Here is a 15,141-nt window from a genome sequence, read left to right as displayed (position 1 = left end):
CCCCGGCCGGGCGGGGGGAGGTAGGGCCGACTTCACAGGGGGGTGTGCCTGGAGGGGGCGGAGCCGGGTGGTCGTACCCCGGCCGGGTCAACGGGCTGGACAACAGTTTCGCGACGGTTGTGCGGCCGCTCGGATCGGCCGGGGAGCCGCCGCGCATCCATCGCCTCAGGTCCGGGCCCCGACGGTCCGAACCGGTTGCCGGGGCCGCCTCCGCGCCACGCCTGCACGCGCGCGCCGAACCCCCCACCCGCCGCTACGCTTCCCCCGATCAGTAAACGTCATCGCCGCCCCCGCCTTCATCAGGCGGGGGCGGCGACGCATCTCGCCGAGAGGCCCACCATGAACACCCTGATCTCCGCCACCGCCCGCACCACCGCCACCCCGCGCACCGCCCGCCGCGTCCCGCTCACCGCCCGCGCCGCCGCCCAGCACGCCGGCCACGTCCCCGCCGCCCTCGGCCGCGTCACGACGGCCGCCGCCAACGTCCCGAGCGCCTCGGCCTTCCAGTCCGCCCTGTGAAAGATTCGTAATCCCAGGCTCCTGGCCGAAGGCTCCCGGCAGCCGCACTCCCCGTGCCCGCCACCGGGAGTCTTCGTCCACTCCGTCCACGCACGACCCGCTCTCTCGCCCCGCTCGCCCGGGATGTGCTCTCGGTCACCCCCTCCTGAGCCCCAGGGCCCTTAGGATCATGACCCTGTCAGTCATGAGGCGGCCCGAGGACGGCAGGACGCTCCGGCCGCCGCCAGCGGACCGGGGGAGCATGTCGCATGACCGTGGATACGACGGGCGGGAACGGCGGCCAGTCCCGCATGAGCCTGGATCACCAGCCGCCGGGGCCACCCCTCTTGACGGGCCCCGGCCAATCAGACTTCCTCTCCACGCCGGCGGCGAAGAAGTCTGCGGCCGACACCATCGAGACCCATCTCGAACCGGACACCAAGAAGTCCGGCAACCACGCCGATGAGTCGACGGAAGCGGCCGTCAAAGCGTTCGGGCCGCACGACGGGCACGGCTGGGCGACCTCCGGGGCTCTGAAGAAGGCGCACCAGACCTGGAGCGAACAGGTGCAGGCGCTCATGAACCGCCTGGGCGGCGAGAAGTCGGCCCTGCGTGGCACCAACTCCCTCTTCTTCCATACGGATTTGGGAGTTTACGGCGACATCAAGCGGCCCGGCTCGTCCCTGGACCTGTACTGACCTCGTTCGCACCGACGGAGAAACCCGAGCACTCCATGCCCACGTACCAGGAAATATTGGCGACCGATCTGACCACCCTGACCACCGCGGCGGCGAAGTGGGACGAGATGGCGGGCCAGTTCAAGGAACACGAGACGCTGTACCACGACAAGGTGCACACCGTCTCGCTCCCCGCGCGGTGGGTGGGTGAGAGTGCCGGGGCCGCCAACGCCACGTTCACCATCACCTTGAACGAGTACAAGAACGCCCAGACCGAGGCAAGGGCCATGGCCTCGCTGCTGCGGGACGCACACACCCAGTTCGTCGACCTGCGCAGGAAGGTGGAGTCGGAACGGGACGCCGCCATCAAGGACGGCATGGCCGTCTCGCCCACCGGCTACGTCACCTTCGACGCCTCGAAGCTCGACCAGGGCGAGCTGACCGCCTATCACCACGACCCCGACTACCAGCAGTCCGCGCGGGAGAAGGCGGGAGCCTGGCAGACCCGCATCGACAACGCCGTCCGCGGCGTGAGCGACGCGGACGAGGGGTTCGAGGTGGCCCTCACCCAAGTGGTCAAGGACGCCGTCGTCAGCGACGGCACCAGGAACGGCTTCAACGGGCAGGCCAAGGGCGACATCGAGCAGTACGAGGCGGACGAGGGCAGGGACATCGCGCTGCGCATCGACGCGGGAGACGCGAGTGCCCACGACTACCAGGAGCTGCAGCGCCTGTTCCGCGACAATTCCGGCGACACCGCCTTCAGCCGGACCCTGCTGGACGACCTGGGTGCCAAGGGCACCCTGAAGCTCTCCAACTCCCTCGACAGCCTTGCCTATATCAAGGACAAGAAGCAGAGCGGCCAGTACCTGGACATCCAGAAGGGCCTCGCCACGACACTGGCGACAGCCACCGCCGACCCCACCTCCGCCTTCTACCAGCGTTTCCGCAACGAACTGAGGAATGCCGGTACGGAGGAGTTCACGCTGGACGGCGTCAGCAAGATCCCCGGCGAACGGGTCAGGGGCTACCAGAGCCTGGTGACGCTCATGCAGCACGGGGGCGGCTACAACGGGCAGTTCCTCAAGGACACCGCGGACGACATCCGGCACGCCGAGACGTCCTTCACCGCCAAGGGCAACCTCGGCTCCGTCTGGTCGCTCCGGGACCAGTTCAGCGGCGGCGACCGGGGCTGGTTCGCCAACGACCCCCTCGACGGCGTCCTCGGCATCATGTCCCACGACCCGGCGACCAGTACCGCCTATCTGGACCCGGCGCACAACGACAACCTCAACTACCTTCTGCACGGCCGCGACTGGGACACCGTCGTGGACCACTTCGCGACTCCGCCCGGCGGCACCACCCAGGGCATGCCGGTCACGGTGGAGGACGGCGACGTCCGCAAGGGCTTCGGCGCGGCCCTCGAGGCCGCCACGACCGGCGACGCCCCGGGCTCCTACCACCCCGCCGGACATCACACGGCGACCCAGGCAGACATCCTGCGGCAGACGATCGACACGCTGAACGCGGACAACCACGCCCAGGAGTTGCCCAAGAACCTGACGGAACCGCTGGCGCACATCATGACCTCGTACACCCCCGACACCCACCAGACGTTCGCGAAGTCGGACTCGCACTACGACATCCCCTACAACAGCCAGGGCACGGTCTGGGAGGACAAGGACGGCGCGCACCTGGCCCTCGCCCCCGACCACCTCACGAAGCTGCTGCGGGGCATCGCCAACGACCCGGAGGCCTACGGGCACCTCTACGGCGCGGAGCAGCAGCACGCGCACGACGTGCTGGCCGCCCTTCCGCAGGACGCGGGCGAGAAGACGGTCCACGACCGCATCGTGGAGTCGTCCCGCGCCGTCGGCGCCTACGACGGCGTCAGGGCGGACATCATCTTCGACGAGCGGTTCAAGAAGACCCAGTGGGCTGCCGACTTCAACCACGGCATCGGCACGTCGCTCGGGACGGCGCTCATGTTCAACCCCGTGGCCGACCTCAGCCCCGTCGGGGACCTCGCCACGAAGAGCGTCGACGTGTGGACGTACGAGTCCAACAAGGAGCACACCGCGGAGGCGAACCTCGCGGCGACCGACGCGAACGCCAAGTCCTACGACGCGGGCCAGCGGGACGTCGACCACATGGTCCGCATGTGGGGCCAGAGCCGGGGCCACGACATCGACAGCGACTACACCAAGTACTTCCTGCACGCGGGGCAGGACCAGTACGACCTCAGCCGCAACGACTCGCTGCGCTACCTGCGGGCCGACCGCTGACCCAGGGCGCAACTGCCCCGCCGGCACTCGACGGAATGAGCACCATGCAGAAGACCTCCAGGCCACGGCGGATCCACCCGGGCTGGTACGCGGGCACCTTCGTCGTCGTACTGGCCGTCGTGGCCCAAGTCCTCTACAGCACCGGCATGTACGGCGCCTGGCGCGACGGCCGGTCGGTGGACCGCGCCTGTGGCGGGAACCTGGCGCAGGGCGGGCTGGAAGGGGCGCTCGGCTCCTCGCACTCGCATGCCGAGGATCTCGGGTCCGGCGACGGCGCGCTGGGCGACTGTCTGGTGAAGGGGTCCTCCGGGCCTCACTCCGCCCTGCAGATGACCCTGCGGTGGAGTGCGGACGCGGTCTCCACCGCCGAAACGCGCGCCCGGTTCGGGGACCTCCGCAACGGATACAGGGGCGCGGTCGCACCACTCGGCGCGGGCTGGCCGGGCGTTGTACGGAACGACGGCACCCCCAGTGTCCTGGTTTCGCTCGACTGCGCGGACGACCCCGCCAAGTCGTTGGTCGTCACGGGCACCCTGACGGGGCCGCCGCCCGGCGCGCAGTCGGACCCGGCCGTGCTCACCGGGCTCGGCCGCGTCACCGCCGAGACGGCGCTCGATGCGGCGGGCCGGCATGGCTGCCGGACGTCGGGAGGACAGCGCCTGACCCGGGTGACGGCGCCCCCCTACGGCACGGGGCGGCTCCCGTCCGAGCCCCTCGGCCGGGCGGCCGGCTCGTGCTCCCCGCTGCGCTCCCTCGCCTCGGCCGCGGCCCACGACGGCGTGCCCGAAGCGGTGGAGTTCCCGACGGATGCCCGAGCCCCCCAGGTGAACTGCTACCTGGCCACCCGCGCGGGCGCCAAGGCCGGATACGGCCTGTACGCCTTCTACGGGACCAGCGCGAAAGCGTTCAGGGAGAAGGGCGGCGCCCCCGCCCTCAAGCTCCCGGACGAGCCCCAGGACTTCGCCTCGGCCACCGCCGCGTGCCCCGGCTCCAGCGAACCGGCGACATTCCTCGTCACCCGCCTCTACGACACCGACACCCGCACCTATCCGGTGGCCCACTACTCCCCCGACTTCGCGAACGCGGCCCTGAAGGCCTTCGCGGATTCGGAGACGAAGCGGCGCGGATGCGACACCGTCCGGCCGGGCCGTTCCTGAGCGTCGCGTTCCGCCGCGCTCACCGAATTCTCCGGCAGGTGGTCAGAATCGACGGCCATATCCCTATTCCACCGCCGCGCTCCCCAGCACCGCGTCGACCTCGCGGACGTCGGCCGGCTCTGGGGACATGGCGACGCCGAGCAGGAAGGCCGACTGGCCGTTGGTGCGCGTGATGATCGTGAGGCGCAGCCGGCCCGTCGTCCCGTCGGTGCCGCTGGTGCTCACGACCACCGTGTACGCGGGGCGTCCGTGCACCTGCGCGGGCTGCGACTCCTCCAGCTTCTGCGCGCTGTCGGGGTAGAAGAACTCCGCGTTGGAGCGCGCCGCCGTCTCCGTGCGCTGCCGCAGCGACGACGCGTCGACGGGACCGCCGCGCCCCGCGAGCACCACCGCCCCGTGGTGGCTGTCGGGGCCGGTCCGGGCGATCGAGGAGGTGAAGGCGTCGATCAAGTGCTTGTTCTCGTCGTGCTTCCAGCCCTCGGGGATCGCGTACGAGAGGCCGGCCTTGGTGTCGGTCACGCGGGGCCGCCCGGCCGGCGGGGAGGTGTCGTCGTCCCGGGTCAGCCACCAGGCCGTCGCCCCGGCGAGGAGCGCCGCGATCAGTACGCCCACGGCCACGGCGATCCAGGCGCGCCGTCCGCGCCGGACGGGCGGCTGCACCGGCTGGAACGGCGGTGCCGGCGGCGCGGGCGGGAAGGGCGGCAGCGGGACGCGGGGCGGTGTTGTCATGGCGTCAGCTTCCGTCCCCGGCAGGGGCGGAGGCCTGAGTGGTCGTACTCAGGTCCGTACTCAGGTCGTTCGAGAGACGTCGCGTCCCGCCGTGCCGAGGGAGGGGAGCACCGGCCGTGTAGGCCAAAGGAGGGGTTTCGCGCCGGCCGGGCGCGGGGCGCGTCCGGGGCTCGTGCGGGGGCACCCGCGAGCCTGTCGCCAAGCGCGTCCAGAGCCGCGTATCCGCAGGTCAGAACGTTTCTTCTGACCTGCGGAAGTGGGGCGGGTGGGACTCGAACCCACGGCCGACGGATTATGAGTCCGCTGCTCTAACCGGCTGAGCTACCGCCCCTTACGGCGCGTCGCGCACATGTGTGCGTGCCGTCTGCCGCAGCATAGCCGCTCATACGATCTCCTGCCTCGGATGGTCGGCTTCGCACGCCCATGAGGACTTCGCGGGGATCCCGGTGGTTCCACCGGATACGAAAAAGGACCCCGAAGGGTCCGATTCCGCTGCTCTCCCGACTGGACTCGAACCAGTAACCTGCCGATTAACAGTCGGCTGCTCTGCCAATTGAGCTACAGGAGACCGAGCTCCCCCGACTGGACTCGAACCAGTAACCTGCCGATTAACAGTCGGCTGCTCTGCCAATTGAGCTACAGGGGAATGCCTCGTCGCGTCGAACGTACCCACCTGGAGTGATCCCGGGCGGCGTGCGTTCGCTGCGACACATACATTAGCGCAAGCAGGGGGGTGCTCCGCCAATCGGTTCCGCCCCGGGTGATCACGGGGCCGCGCGGGTAGGCGCGGCACACACGCTAGGGAAGGGTGACCGCCATGCGATACCGGCTCACGTTCGCCGCCGGACTGGCTCTTGGATACGTGCTCGGGACCCGGGCCGGCCGGGAGCGCTACGAGCAGTTGAAGAAGTCCGCACGTCAGGTGGCTCAGAACCCCGCCGTGCGGAACACCGCCGAGTCGGCCGCGCAGACCTCGCGGGATGTCGCGGGCAAGGCGTTCCACGCGGTGAGCGACAAGGTCGGGGACAAGGTGCCCGCCTCCGTCACGGGCCGGGTGCGCTCGCTGCGCCGGCGCGGACAGGGCGCCGAGGACGACTGGGGCACCAGCAACACCTGACCCCCGGCCCGGCCGCCCCGCCCGTGCGGCAGAATCAAGGCCATGGGGATAGTCGCCGGTCTTGACAGCTCTTCCGCCTTCACGCGCATCGTCGTCTGCGACACGGACACGGGCGCCGTGCTGCGACAGGGGTACGCACCTCACCCGGTCGAGCCGAAGGCCACCGAGGTCGATCCGCAGGCATGGCTGCTGTCGCTCGGGGAGGCCGCGACCGGCGGGCTCCTCGAAGGCGTCCAGGCCATCGGGGTCGCGGCCCAGCAGCACGGGCTCCTGCCGCTGGACGGTCAGGGCAACCTCGTGCGGCCCGCGTTGACCGGGAACGACAAGCGGGCCCAGGTCGCCGCCGCCGATCTCGTGGACGGGCTCGGCAGCCGGGAGGCGTGGGCGCAGGCCGTCGGCTGTGTGCCGCAGGCCGCGCAGGCCGTCGCCAAGCTGCGCTGGCTCGCGCGTGACGAGCCGGAGGCCGCAAAGCGCACCGCCGGTGTGCTCCAGGCCCACGACTGGCTGGTGTGGCAGCTGCTTGGCCGGCCCGCCCGGCGCACCACCGACCGCGGCGCCGCGTCCGGCACCGGGTACTGGTCGGCGGCCACCGGGTTCTACCGTCCCGACCTCGTCGAGCTGGCCCTCGGCCACCAGGTGGCGCTGCCCGAGGTGCTCGGTCCGTCCGACGCGGCCGGCACCACCCCCGAGGGCCTGCTGATCTCGGCCGGTACGGGCGAGACGATGGCGGCCGCGTTCGGGCTCGGCGTCGGCGCGGGCGACGCGGTGGTCTCGCTCGGCGCCTCGGGTTCCGTGATGGCCGTGCATCACGAGGCACTGGCCGACCCGAGCGGGATGATTACGTCCTTCGCCGACGCGACCGGAATGCATCTGCCGGTCGTGCACACGAGCAACGCCGTCCGTGCCCTGCGCGGAACGGCGCAGATGCTCGGCGTCGACGACCTCGCCGCGCTCAGCGACCTCGCCCTCACCTCCACGCCCGGCGCCAGCGGCCTCGTCCTGCTGCCCTACCTCGAAGGCGAGCGGACCCCTCAGCTTCCGCACGCGGCGGGCACGTTGACGGGGCTGCGCCGCGAGTCGATGAAGCCGGAGCACCTGGCACGGGCCGCCTTCGAGGGCATGCTCTGCTCGCTCGCCGACGCCCTGGACGTGCTGCGCGGGCGCGGCGTCGAGGTGCGGCGGGTGTTCCTGCTCGGCGCCGCCGCCGAACTGCCCGCCGTGCAGGCCGTCGCGCCGGCCCTGTTCGGTACGCAGGTCGTCGTGCCGCAGCCCGCCGAGTACGCGGCGCTCGGCGCGGCCCGGCAGGCCGCCTGGGCGCTCGGGGTCGCGCGGGGCACGCTCGCCGCGCACACCCCGCCGGCCTGGCAGGGCGCGTCGGCACAGGTCTTCGAGCCGGGCGAGGAGCTGGCCGTGGGACAGGCGGTGCGCCAGCAGTACATCGCGACGCGTGACGAGATCCACCCCGGGGCCTTCGGCCAGGGTGCTTGACGTGGACCCGACGTACGCTCTTTGCTATTCCTTTTGACTCGGGGTCGATAATCGCTTGAGCTTCCAGGGGTGGAGTGTCGCAAGATGGGGGGTCGAACCCCCGATCTTGCCGACCCGGAGAGCCTGCGCGTGCTCATACGACTCCTGCGGACCCACCTAGGGCCGTACAAGAGACCGATCACCCTGCTGGTGCTGCTGCAACTGCTGCAGACCAGCGCCACCCTTTACCTGCCCACCCTGAACGCGGACATCATCGACAACGGTGTCGTGAACGGTGACACGGGTTACATCCTCGGACACGGCGGCATCATGATCGCCATCAGCCTCGTCCAGGTGTTCTGCAACATCGGCGCCGTGTTCTACGGCGCCAGGACCGCGGCGGCCCTCGGACGGGACGTCCGGGCCGCGGTCTTCGCCCGGGTGCAGTCGTTCTCCGCCCGCGAGGTCGGACACTTCGGGGCGCCGTCCCTGATCACCCGCACCACCAATGACGTCCAGCAGGTCCAGATGCTGGTCCTCATGGCGTTCACGCTCATGGTGTCCGCGCCGATCATGTGCGTCGGCGGCATCATCATGGCGCTCGGCCAGGACGTGCCGCTCTCCGCGGTGCTGCTCGCCGTCGTCCCCGTCCTCGGCATCGCGGTCTCCCTGATCGTGCGCCGGATGCGGCCGCTGTTCCGCACCATGCAGACCCGCCTGGACACCGTGAACCGGGTGCTGCGCGAGCAGATCACCGGCAACCGCGTCATCCGCGCCTTCGTGCGCGACGAGTACGAGCAGGGACGTTTCAGGGGCGCCAACACCGACCTCACCGACGTCTCCCTCGCCACCGGCCGCCTCATGGCGCTGATGTTCCCGACCGTCATGACCGTCGTGAACGTCTCCTCGGTCGCCGTCGTCTGGTTCGGCGCGCACCGCATCGACAGCGGCCATATGGAGATCGGCCAGCTCACCGCGTTCCTCGCGTACCTCATGCAGATCGTGATGGCCGTCATGATGGCCACCTTCATGTTCATGATGGTGCCGCGCGCCGAGGTGTGTGCCGAGCGCATCGAGGAGGTCCTCGGGACCGCCACCAGCGTGGTGCCGCCCAAGAGCCCCGTCCTCGAACTGCGCCGCCACGGCCACCTGGAGGTACGGGACGTCGACTTCACGTACCCCGGCGCCGAGGCGTCCGTACTGCGCGACGTGGAGCTCGTGGCGCGGCCCGGCGAGATCACCGCGATCATCGGCTCGACCGGCAGCGGCAAGTCCACCCTGCTCGGCCTGGTGCCGCGCCTGATGGACGCGACCGACGGCCAGGTCCTGGTCGACGGCGAGGACGTGCGCACCCTCGACCCGGTGCTGCTCGCCAAGACCGTCTCGCTCGTCCCGCAGAAGCCGTACCTGTTCTCCGGCACCGTCGCCACCAACCTGCGCTACGGCAACCCCGACGCGAGCGACGAGGAGCTGTGGCACGCCCTGGAGGTGGCGCAGGCCAAGGAGTTCGTCAGCAAGCTGGACGGCGGCCTGGACGCGCCCATCGCGCAGGGCGGCACCAATGTGTCGGGCGGCCAGCGCCAGCGGCTCGCCATCGCGCGGACCCTGGTGCAGCGCCCGGAGATCTACCTCTTCGACGACTCCTTCTCGGCGCTCGACTACGCGACCGACGCGGCGCTGCGCTCCGCGCTCGCCCGGGAGACCGCCGAGGCCACGGTCGTGATCGTCGCCCAGCGGGTCTCCACCATCCGGGAAGCCGACCGCATCATCGTCCTCGACGAGGGTCGCGTCGTCGGGACCGGCCGCCATCACGAACTGATGGACGGCAACGAGACGTACCGGGAGATCGTGCTCTCCCAGCTGACGGAGGCTGAGGCGGCATGAGCGGGCCCGGTGGACGCATGATGATGGGCGGCGGCCCGGATCAGCGGTCGATGAACTTCAAGGACTCCGGGAAACGGCTGGTCAAACGGCTCGCCCCGGAGAAGGCCACGCTGAGCGTGATGCTCGTCGCGGTCGTGTGCAGCGTCGCCCTCTCGGTGGTCGGCCCCAAGATCCTCGGCAAGGCGACCGACCTGATCTTCGCCGGGGTCGTCGGACGCCAGATCCCCGAGGGCGTCTCCAAGGCGCAGGCCCTGGACAACCTGCGGCACAAGGGCCAGGGCGGCCTCGCCGACATGCTGTCCGGGGTGGACTTCACGCCGGGCCACGGCATCGACTTCGGCGGCGTGGGCGGCGTGCTCCTCGCCGCGCTCGCCGTGTACGTGGGCGCCGGCCTGCTCATGCTGGTGGCGACCCGGCTCTCCAACCGCGCCATCAACAGGACCGTGTTCCGGATGCGCGCCGACATCCAGGCCAAGCTGTCGCGGCTGCCCCTGTCCTACTTCGACAAGGCCAAGCGCGGCGAGGTCCTCAGCCGCGCCACCAACGACATGGACAACATCTCGCAGACGATGCAGCAGACGATGGGCCAGCTCATCAACTCGCTGCTCACCATCGTCGGCGTCCTGGTGATGATGTTCTGGATCTCGCCGCTCCTCGCGCTCGTGGCGCTGATCACGGTGCCGCTGTCGATCGTCGTGGCGACGAAGGTCGGCAAGCGCTCGCAGCCCCAGTTCGTCCAGCAGTGGAAGTCCACGGGCAAGCTGAACGCGCACATCGAGGAGATGTACACCGGGCACGCCCTGGTGAAGGTCTTCGGACGCCAGCAGGAGTCGGCCGACGCGTTCGCCGAGCAGAACGACGCGCTGTACGAGGCGTCGTTCAGGGCGCAGTTCAACAGCGGTGTCATGCAGCCGCTGATGATGTTCGTGTCCAACCTGAACTACGTCCTGGTCGCGGTCGTCGGCGGTCTGCGGGTCGCGACGGGCTCGCTGTCCATCGGCGATGTGCAGGCCTTCATCCAGTACTCGCGGCAGTTCTCGATGCCGCTGACCCAGGTCGCCTCCATGGCCAACCTGGTGCAGTCCGGTGTCGCCTCCGCCGAGCGGATCTTCGAGCTGCTCGACGCCGAGGAGCAGGAGCCGGACACCGCGACGCCCGAGCGCCCCGAGGTGCTGCGCGGCGCCGTCGCCCTGGAGAACGTGTCGTTCCGCTACGAGCCGGAGAAGCCGCTCATCGAGGACCTCTCCCTGACGGTGGAGCCCGGCCACACCGTCGCCATCGTCGGCCCGACGGGCGCCGGCAAGACGACGCTGGTCAATCTGCTCATGCGGTTCTACGAGGTCACCGGCGGCCGGATCACCCTGGACGGGGTGGACGCGGCGAGGATGACCCGTGAGGAGCTGCGGGCCGGCATCGGCATGGTGCTCCAGGACACCTGGCTGTTCGGCGGCTCCATCGCGGACAACATCGCGTACGGCGCCCCGAAGGACGTCACGCGCGAGGAGATCGAGGAGGCGGCGAAGGCGGCCCACGCGGACCGCTTCATCCGGACGCTTCCCGAGGGCTACGACACCGTCATCGACGACGAGGGCACCGGGGTCAGCGCGGGTGAGAAGCAGCTGATCACCATCGCGCGGGCGTTCCTGTCCGACCCGGTGATCCTGGTCCTCGACGAGGCGACGAGCTCGGTCGACACCCGGACCGAGGTGCTGATCCAGAAGGCGATGGCGCGGCTCGCCCACGGGCGCACGTCGTTCGTCATCGCGCACCGGCTCTCCACGATCCGCGACGCGGACGTGATCCTGGTGATGGAGAGCGGTTCGATCGTCGAACAGGGCACGCACGAGGAGCTGTTGGCGGCGGACGGCGCGTACGCCCGGCTGTACGCGGCCCAGTTCGCCCAGGCGGTCGCCGAAGTCGACTGATCCGCTGGGAGGTCGGGGCCGGTACGCGGTGCGTGCCGGCCCCTTTCCGTGTCTGGTCCGGATCAGTCCAGGTAGCCGCGCAGCTGGTCCGCGAACGCGTGGTCGCGGAGCTTGTTCAGCGTCTTCGACTCGATCTGCCGGATCCGCTCCCGGGTCACCCCGAAGATCCGCCCTATCTCCTCCAGGGTGCGCGGCCGGCCGTCCGCGAGCCCGTAGCGCAGCTGCACCACCTTGCGTTCGCGCTCGCCGAGCGTGGAGAGCACCGCCTCCAGGTGCTGGCGGAGCAGCAGGAACGCGGCGGACTCGACGGGCGAGGCGGCGTCGCCGTCCTCGATGAGGTCGCCGAGCGCGACGTCGTCCTCCTCCCCCACCGGCGCGTGCAGCGAGACCGGTTCCTGGGCCAGACGCAGCACCTCACCGACGCGTTCGGGGGTGAGGTCGAGGTGGGCGGCCACCTCCTCGGCGGTCGGCTCGTAGCCGCGCTCCTGGAGCATGCGGCGCTGTACGCGCACCACGCGGTTGATGAGTTCGACGACGTGGACGGGGACGCGGATGGTGCGGGCCTGGTCGGCGAGCGCCCGCGACATGGCCTGGCGGATCCACCAGGTCGCGTACGTCGAGAACTTGTAGCCGCGCGCGTAGTCGAACTTCTCGACTGCCCTGATCAGGCCGAGGTTTCCCTCCTGGACCAGGTCGAGCATGGTCAGGCCGCGTCCCACGTACCGTTTGGCCACGGACACCACGAGCCGCAGGTTCGCCTCGATGAGCCGGCGCTTGGCCATGCGGCCCATGACGACCAACTTGTCGAGGTCCACGGCGAGTTGGGAGTCTAGGTCGGGGGTGGTGTTCAGTTTCTCCTCGGCGAACAGGCCGGCCTCGACGCGCCGCGCGAGTTCGACCTCCTCGACGGCGGTGAGCAGCGGGATGCGGCCGATCTCGCGCAGGTACTGGCGGAACAGGTCGGAGGAGGGGCCGCCCGTGTCGGCGCGGCTCGGCCGCGGGCCGGGGGGTTCGGGGGCCTCTTCCTCGGGTGGTTCGGACGCGCGCCCCGCGTCCGGCCCGGACGGCTCCGCCCCGGGGCGGTGCACGGCCCGCGGCTGCGGCGGTACGGCTGCCGCGACGACGTCGTGGTCGGTCAGGGTCCGGGTCTGCACGGGGGCGACCTCCAGGGTGATCGCTGCCGGATCGGGGGCGTGCGACAGCGGGACGGGGGCGGCCGGGCCGCTTTCCGTCCCGTACACATCGTTGAGCGGATCCGCGGGGGTGAGGCGTCCACCTGCCGGGGTGGGCCGGCCGCGCTCCGAGGACTCAGGCACCGCCATCCAGTGTGGGGTACGAGACAGGGTCGCCGCGACGGGCGTGCGGTGACTTTTTGAAGCCGTCCGTGAGCGGGTGGTTACCCGGACGGGTCCGACGGGCGCCGCGCGGGGCGGGCCCCGGGGAGGTCCCGGCCCTTTTGGCGGGGCGGGCCGGGCCCTGCCGCGAGGGCCCTACAGCGCCGCCGCGCCCTTGTTGCGCAGGGCCTGACCGTACTGCTGGAGGACCCACAACTCGTTCTGCACGGCGGCCAGTTGGGCCGGGTCGCCGTGCTGGCCCAGGCGCGCCAAAGTGCCCTGGATGTCGAGGAGGCGGCGGTCCACGGCCCGGCGGCGCACCGCGACGAGCTGCTCGCCCGCGTACGCCTCGTCGACGGTGCGGGCGTGGACGGCCTCCACGGCGAGCTCGGTGACCAGGGCGCGCACCACGTCGTTGGGCGCGCAGTCCATGACGGCCGGCAGGTAGTCGGAGGGCGCGTCGGTGGCGCCGCCCGCTTCCTGGATGCACTGGCGGACCGCGGCGTAGGGCGGGGCGGTGAACTCGTCGACGCCGTACGCGTCGAACGCCGGGGAGACCAGGTGCGGGTGCTGCAACGCCAGCTTGAGGAGCTCGCGTTCGGTGCGGTGGGCGGGGCTGCGCAGGTTCAGGGCGGGCCCGGAGGCGAGGGACGGTCCCGGCGCCGCGTTCTCGTACGGCCGGCCGCGGCCCGGGGCGGGCGCGGGGCCCTTGCCGCCGCGGTCGCGGGCCCAGCGGGCGAGCTGGGCGACGCGTTTGACGACGAACTGGGTGTCCAGGATGCCGAGGATCCCGGCGAGCTGGACGGCCACCTCGTGCTGGGACGCCACGTTCTTGATGCGGGCGACGATGGGGGCCGCCTCGTCGAGCGCGGCGGCCCGGCCGGCCGGGGTCTCCAGGTCGTAGCGGCGGACGATCTGGCGGATCGCGAACTCGAAGAGCGGGGTGCGGGGTTGGACCAGCTCGGCGACGGCCTCGTCGCCCTTGGCCAGGCGCAGGTCGCACGGGTCCATGTTGTCCGGCGCGATCGCGATGTACGTCTCGGCGGCGAACTTCTGGTCGTCCTCGAAGGCCCGCAGGGCGGCCTTCTGGCCGGCCGCGTCGCCGTCGAAGGTGAAGATGACCCGCGCCGAGCCGTTGTCCATGAGGAGGCGGCGCAGGATCTTGATGTGGTCGCCGCCGAACGCGGTGCCGCACGTGGCGATCGCGGTGGTGACGCCGGCCAGGTGGCAGGCCATGACGTCGGTGTACCCCTCGACGACGACGGCCCGGCTGGACTTGGCGATGTCCTTCTTCGCGAGGTCGATGCCGTACAGGACCTGCGACTTCTTGTAGATCGGCGTCTCGGGGGTGTTCAGGTACTTGGGGCCGTTGTCGTCGTCGCGCAGCTTGCGCGCGCCGAAGCCGACGACCTCGCCCGACACGTCGCGGATCGGCCACATCAGACGGCCGCGGAAGCGGTCGATGGGGTTGCGGCGGCTCTCCTGGGCGAGGCCGGAGGTGAGCAGTTCCTTGTCGCTGAAGCCCTTGCCGCGCAGATAGCGCGTCAGGTGGTCCCAGCCCGCCGGGCTGTAGCCCACGCCGAAGTGGGCGGCTGCCGCCTGGTCGAAGCCGCGCTCGGCGAGGAACTTCCGGCCGATCTCCGCCTCGGGGCTGCCGAGCTGCTCGCTGTAGAACTGGGCGGCCGCCTTGTGGGCCTCGACCAGGCGGATGCGCTCGCCGCGCTGGTGGGAGGGGTTGTAGCCGCCCTCCTCGTAGCGCAGGGTGATGCCCGCGGTGGCGGCGAGCCGCTCGACCGCCTCGGAGAACGACAGGTGGTCGATCTTCCGGACGAAGGCGATCGTGTCGCCGCCTTCCTGGCAGCCGAAGCAGTGGAAGAGACCCTTGCTCGGGCTGACCTGGAAGGACGGGGACTTCTCGTCGTGGAAGGGGCACAGGCCCTTGAGGTTGCCGCCGCCCGCGTTGCGCAGCTGGAGGTACTCGGACACGACGGCGTCGATCGGGACCGCGTCCCGTACCGCCTTCACGTCGTCATCGTTGATCCTGCCTGCCACGCGTGAAGTCTACGGG

The 15,141-nt window shown here is 70.8% G+C and carries 11 protein-coding genes and 3 tRNA genes; 8 read left to right on the top strand and 6 right to left on the bottom strand.

Annotated features, from left to right (window positions below; translation table 11 throughout):
• Positions 1 to 339 precede the first annotated feature (339 nt).
• The 4 genes from OOJ98_RS05050 (at position 340) to OOJ98_RS05035 (ending at position 4,617) form a co-directional block, all read left to right on the top strand.
• On the top strand, positions 340 to 519 hold the full coding sequence (locus tag OOJ98_RS05050; RefSeq protein WP_267053392.1) for a hypothetical protein: 180 nt from the start codon (positions 340 to 342) through the stop codon (positions 517 to 519).
• A gap of 248 nt (positions 520 to 767) precedes the next feature.
• A complete protein-coding gene (locus OOJ98_RS05045; RefSeq protein WP_267053391.1) occupies positions 768 to 1,196 on the top strand; it encodes a hypothetical protein in 429 nt (142 codons plus the stop codon).
• Between the two features lie 35 nt (positions 1,197 to 1,231).
• Positions 1,232 to 3,460: a hypothetical protein gene (locus OOJ98_RS05040; protein WP_267053390.1), complete on the top strand. Its 2,229-nt coding sequence runs from the start codon at positions 1,232 to 1,234 to the stop codon at positions 3,458 to 3,460.
• A 44-nt stretch (positions 3,461 to 3,504) separates the two neighbouring features.
• On the top strand, positions 3,505 to 4,617 hold the full coding sequence (locus OOJ98_RS05035) for a hypothetical protein (RefSeq protein WP_267053389.1): 1,113 nt from the start codon (positions 3,505 to 3,507) through the stop codon (positions 4,615 to 4,617).
• Positions 4,618 to 4,680: 63 nt separating this feature from the next.
• Here OOJ98_RS05035 and OOJ98_RS05030 read toward each other — a convergent pair whose 3' ends face one another.
• The 4 genes from OOJ98_RS05030 to OOJ98_RS05015 all read right to left on the bottom strand — a co-directional run bounded on the left by OOJ98_RS05030 (position 4,681) and on the right by OOJ98_RS05015 (position 5,992).
• On the bottom strand, positions 4,681 to 5,346 hold the full coding sequence (locus OOJ98_RS05030) for a hypothetical protein (protein WP_267053388.1): 666 nt from the start codon (positions 5,344 to 5,346) through the stop codon (positions 4,681 to 4,683).
• Between the two features lie 257 nt (positions 5,347 to 5,603).
• Positions 5,604 to 5,677: transfer RNA gene (locus tag OOJ98_RS05025), tRNA-Ile, on the bottom strand.
• Positions 5,678 to 5,841: 164 nt separating this feature from the next.
• Positions 5,842 to 5,914: transfer RNA gene (locus OOJ98_RS05020), tRNA-Asn, on the bottom strand.
• Positions 5,915 to 5,919: 5 nt separating this feature from the next.
• Positions 5,920 to 5,992: transfer RNA gene (locus OOJ98_RS05015), tRNA-Asn, on the bottom strand.
• Positions 5,993 to 6,163: 171 nt separating this feature from the next.
• Between OOJ98_RS05015 and OOJ98_RS05010 the strand changes: the two genes are divergently transcribed.
• The 4 genes from OOJ98_RS05010 to OOJ98_RS04995 all read left to right on the top strand — a co-directional run bounded on the left by OOJ98_RS05010 (position 6,164) and on the right by OOJ98_RS04995 (position 11,739).
• Positions 6,164 to 6,463, top strand: a complete 300-nt coding sequence (locus tag OOJ98_RS05010; protein WP_267055520.1) for a YtxH domain-containing protein — start codon at positions 6,164 to 6,166, stop codon at positions 6,461 to 6,463.
• Between the two features lie 42 nt (positions 6,464 to 6,505).
• Positions 6,506 to 7,951 carry an FGGY family carbohydrate kinase gene (locus OOJ98_RS05005; RefSeq protein WP_267053387.1) on the top strand — a complete coding sequence of 482 codons (1,446 nt, stop codon included), beginning with the start codon at positions 6,506 to 6,508 and terminating at the stop codon, positions 7,949 to 7,951.
• 129 nt (positions 7,952 to 8,080) lie between these two features.
• The gene (locus OOJ98_RS05000; protein WP_267055519.1) at positions 8,081 to 9,814 is read left to right on the top strand and encodes an ABC transporter ATP-binding protein; all 1,734 of its coding nucleotides are present in this window, start codon (positions 8,081 to 8,083) and stop codon (positions 9,812 to 9,814) included.
• Positions 9,811 to 11,739, top strand: a complete 1,929-nt coding sequence (locus tag OOJ98_RS04995; RefSeq protein ID WP_267053386.1) for an ABC transporter ATP-binding protein — start codon at positions 9,811 to 9,813, stop codon at positions 11,737 to 11,739. Before OOJ98_RS05000 ends, OOJ98_RS04995 begins: the two co-directional genes overlap by 4 nt.
• Positions 11,740 to 11,801: 62 nt before the next feature.
• On the opposite strand, the gene OOJ98_RS04990 is transcribed toward OOJ98_RS04995, so the two are convergent.
• A complete protein-coding gene (locus OOJ98_RS04990; protein ID WP_267055518.1) occupies positions 11,802 to 13,055 on the bottom strand; it encodes an RNA polymerase sigma factor in 1,254 nt (417 codons plus the stop codon).
• 174 nt (positions 13,056 to 13,229) lie between these two features.
• A complete protein-coding gene (gene dnaG / locus OOJ98_RS04985; RefSeq protein WP_267053385.1) occupies positions 13,230 to 15,125 on the bottom strand; it encodes a DNA primase in 1,896 nt (631 codons plus the stop codon).
• Positions 15,126 to 15,141: the final 16 nt, after the last annotated feature.

The organism is Streptomyces sp. NBC_00083, assembly GCF_026343295.1.
GTDB lineage: Bacteria > Actinomycetota > Actinomycetes > Streptomycetales > Streptomycetaceae > Streptomyces.
The sequence above is the reverse complement of the archived record's forward strand: the minus strand, read 5'-3'. Positions and strand labels throughout refer to the sequence as shown.

Excerpts from the sequence above, each read along its gene's own strand:
- OOJ98_RS05010 (WP_267055520.1), top strand. The coding sequence starts at position 6,164 with ATGCGATACCGGCTCACGTTCGCCGCCGGACTGGCTCTTGGATACGTG.
- OOJ98_RS04995 (WP_267053386.1), top strand. The coding sequence starts at position 9,811 with ATGAGCGGGCCCGGTGGACGCATGATGATGGGCGGCGGCCCGGATCAG.
- OOJ98_RS05040 (WP_267053390.1), top strand. The coding sequence starts at position 1,232 with ATGCCCACGTACCAGGAAATATTGGCGACCGATCTGACCACCCTGACC.
- OOJ98_RS05050 (WP_267053392.1), top strand. The coding sequence starts at position 340 with ATGAACACCCTGATCTCCGCCACCGCCCGCACCACCGCCACCCCGCGC.
- OOJ98_RS05005 (WP_267053387.1), top strand. The coding sequence starts at position 6,506 with ATGGGGATAGTCGCCGGTCTTGACAGCTCTTCCGCCTTCACGCGCATC.
- OOJ98_RS05045 (WP_267053391.1), top strand. The coding sequence starts at position 768 with ATGACCGTGGATACGACGGGCGGGAACGGCGGCCAGTCCCGCATGAGC.
- OOJ98_RS05035 (WP_267053389.1), top strand. The coding sequence starts at position 3,505 with ATGCAGAAGACCTCCAGGCCACGGCGGATCCACCCGGGCTGGTACGCG.
- OOJ98_RS05030 (WP_267053388.1), bottom strand. The coding sequence starts at position 5,346 with ATGACAACACCGCCCCGCGTCCCGCTGCCGCCCTTCCCGCCCGCGCCG.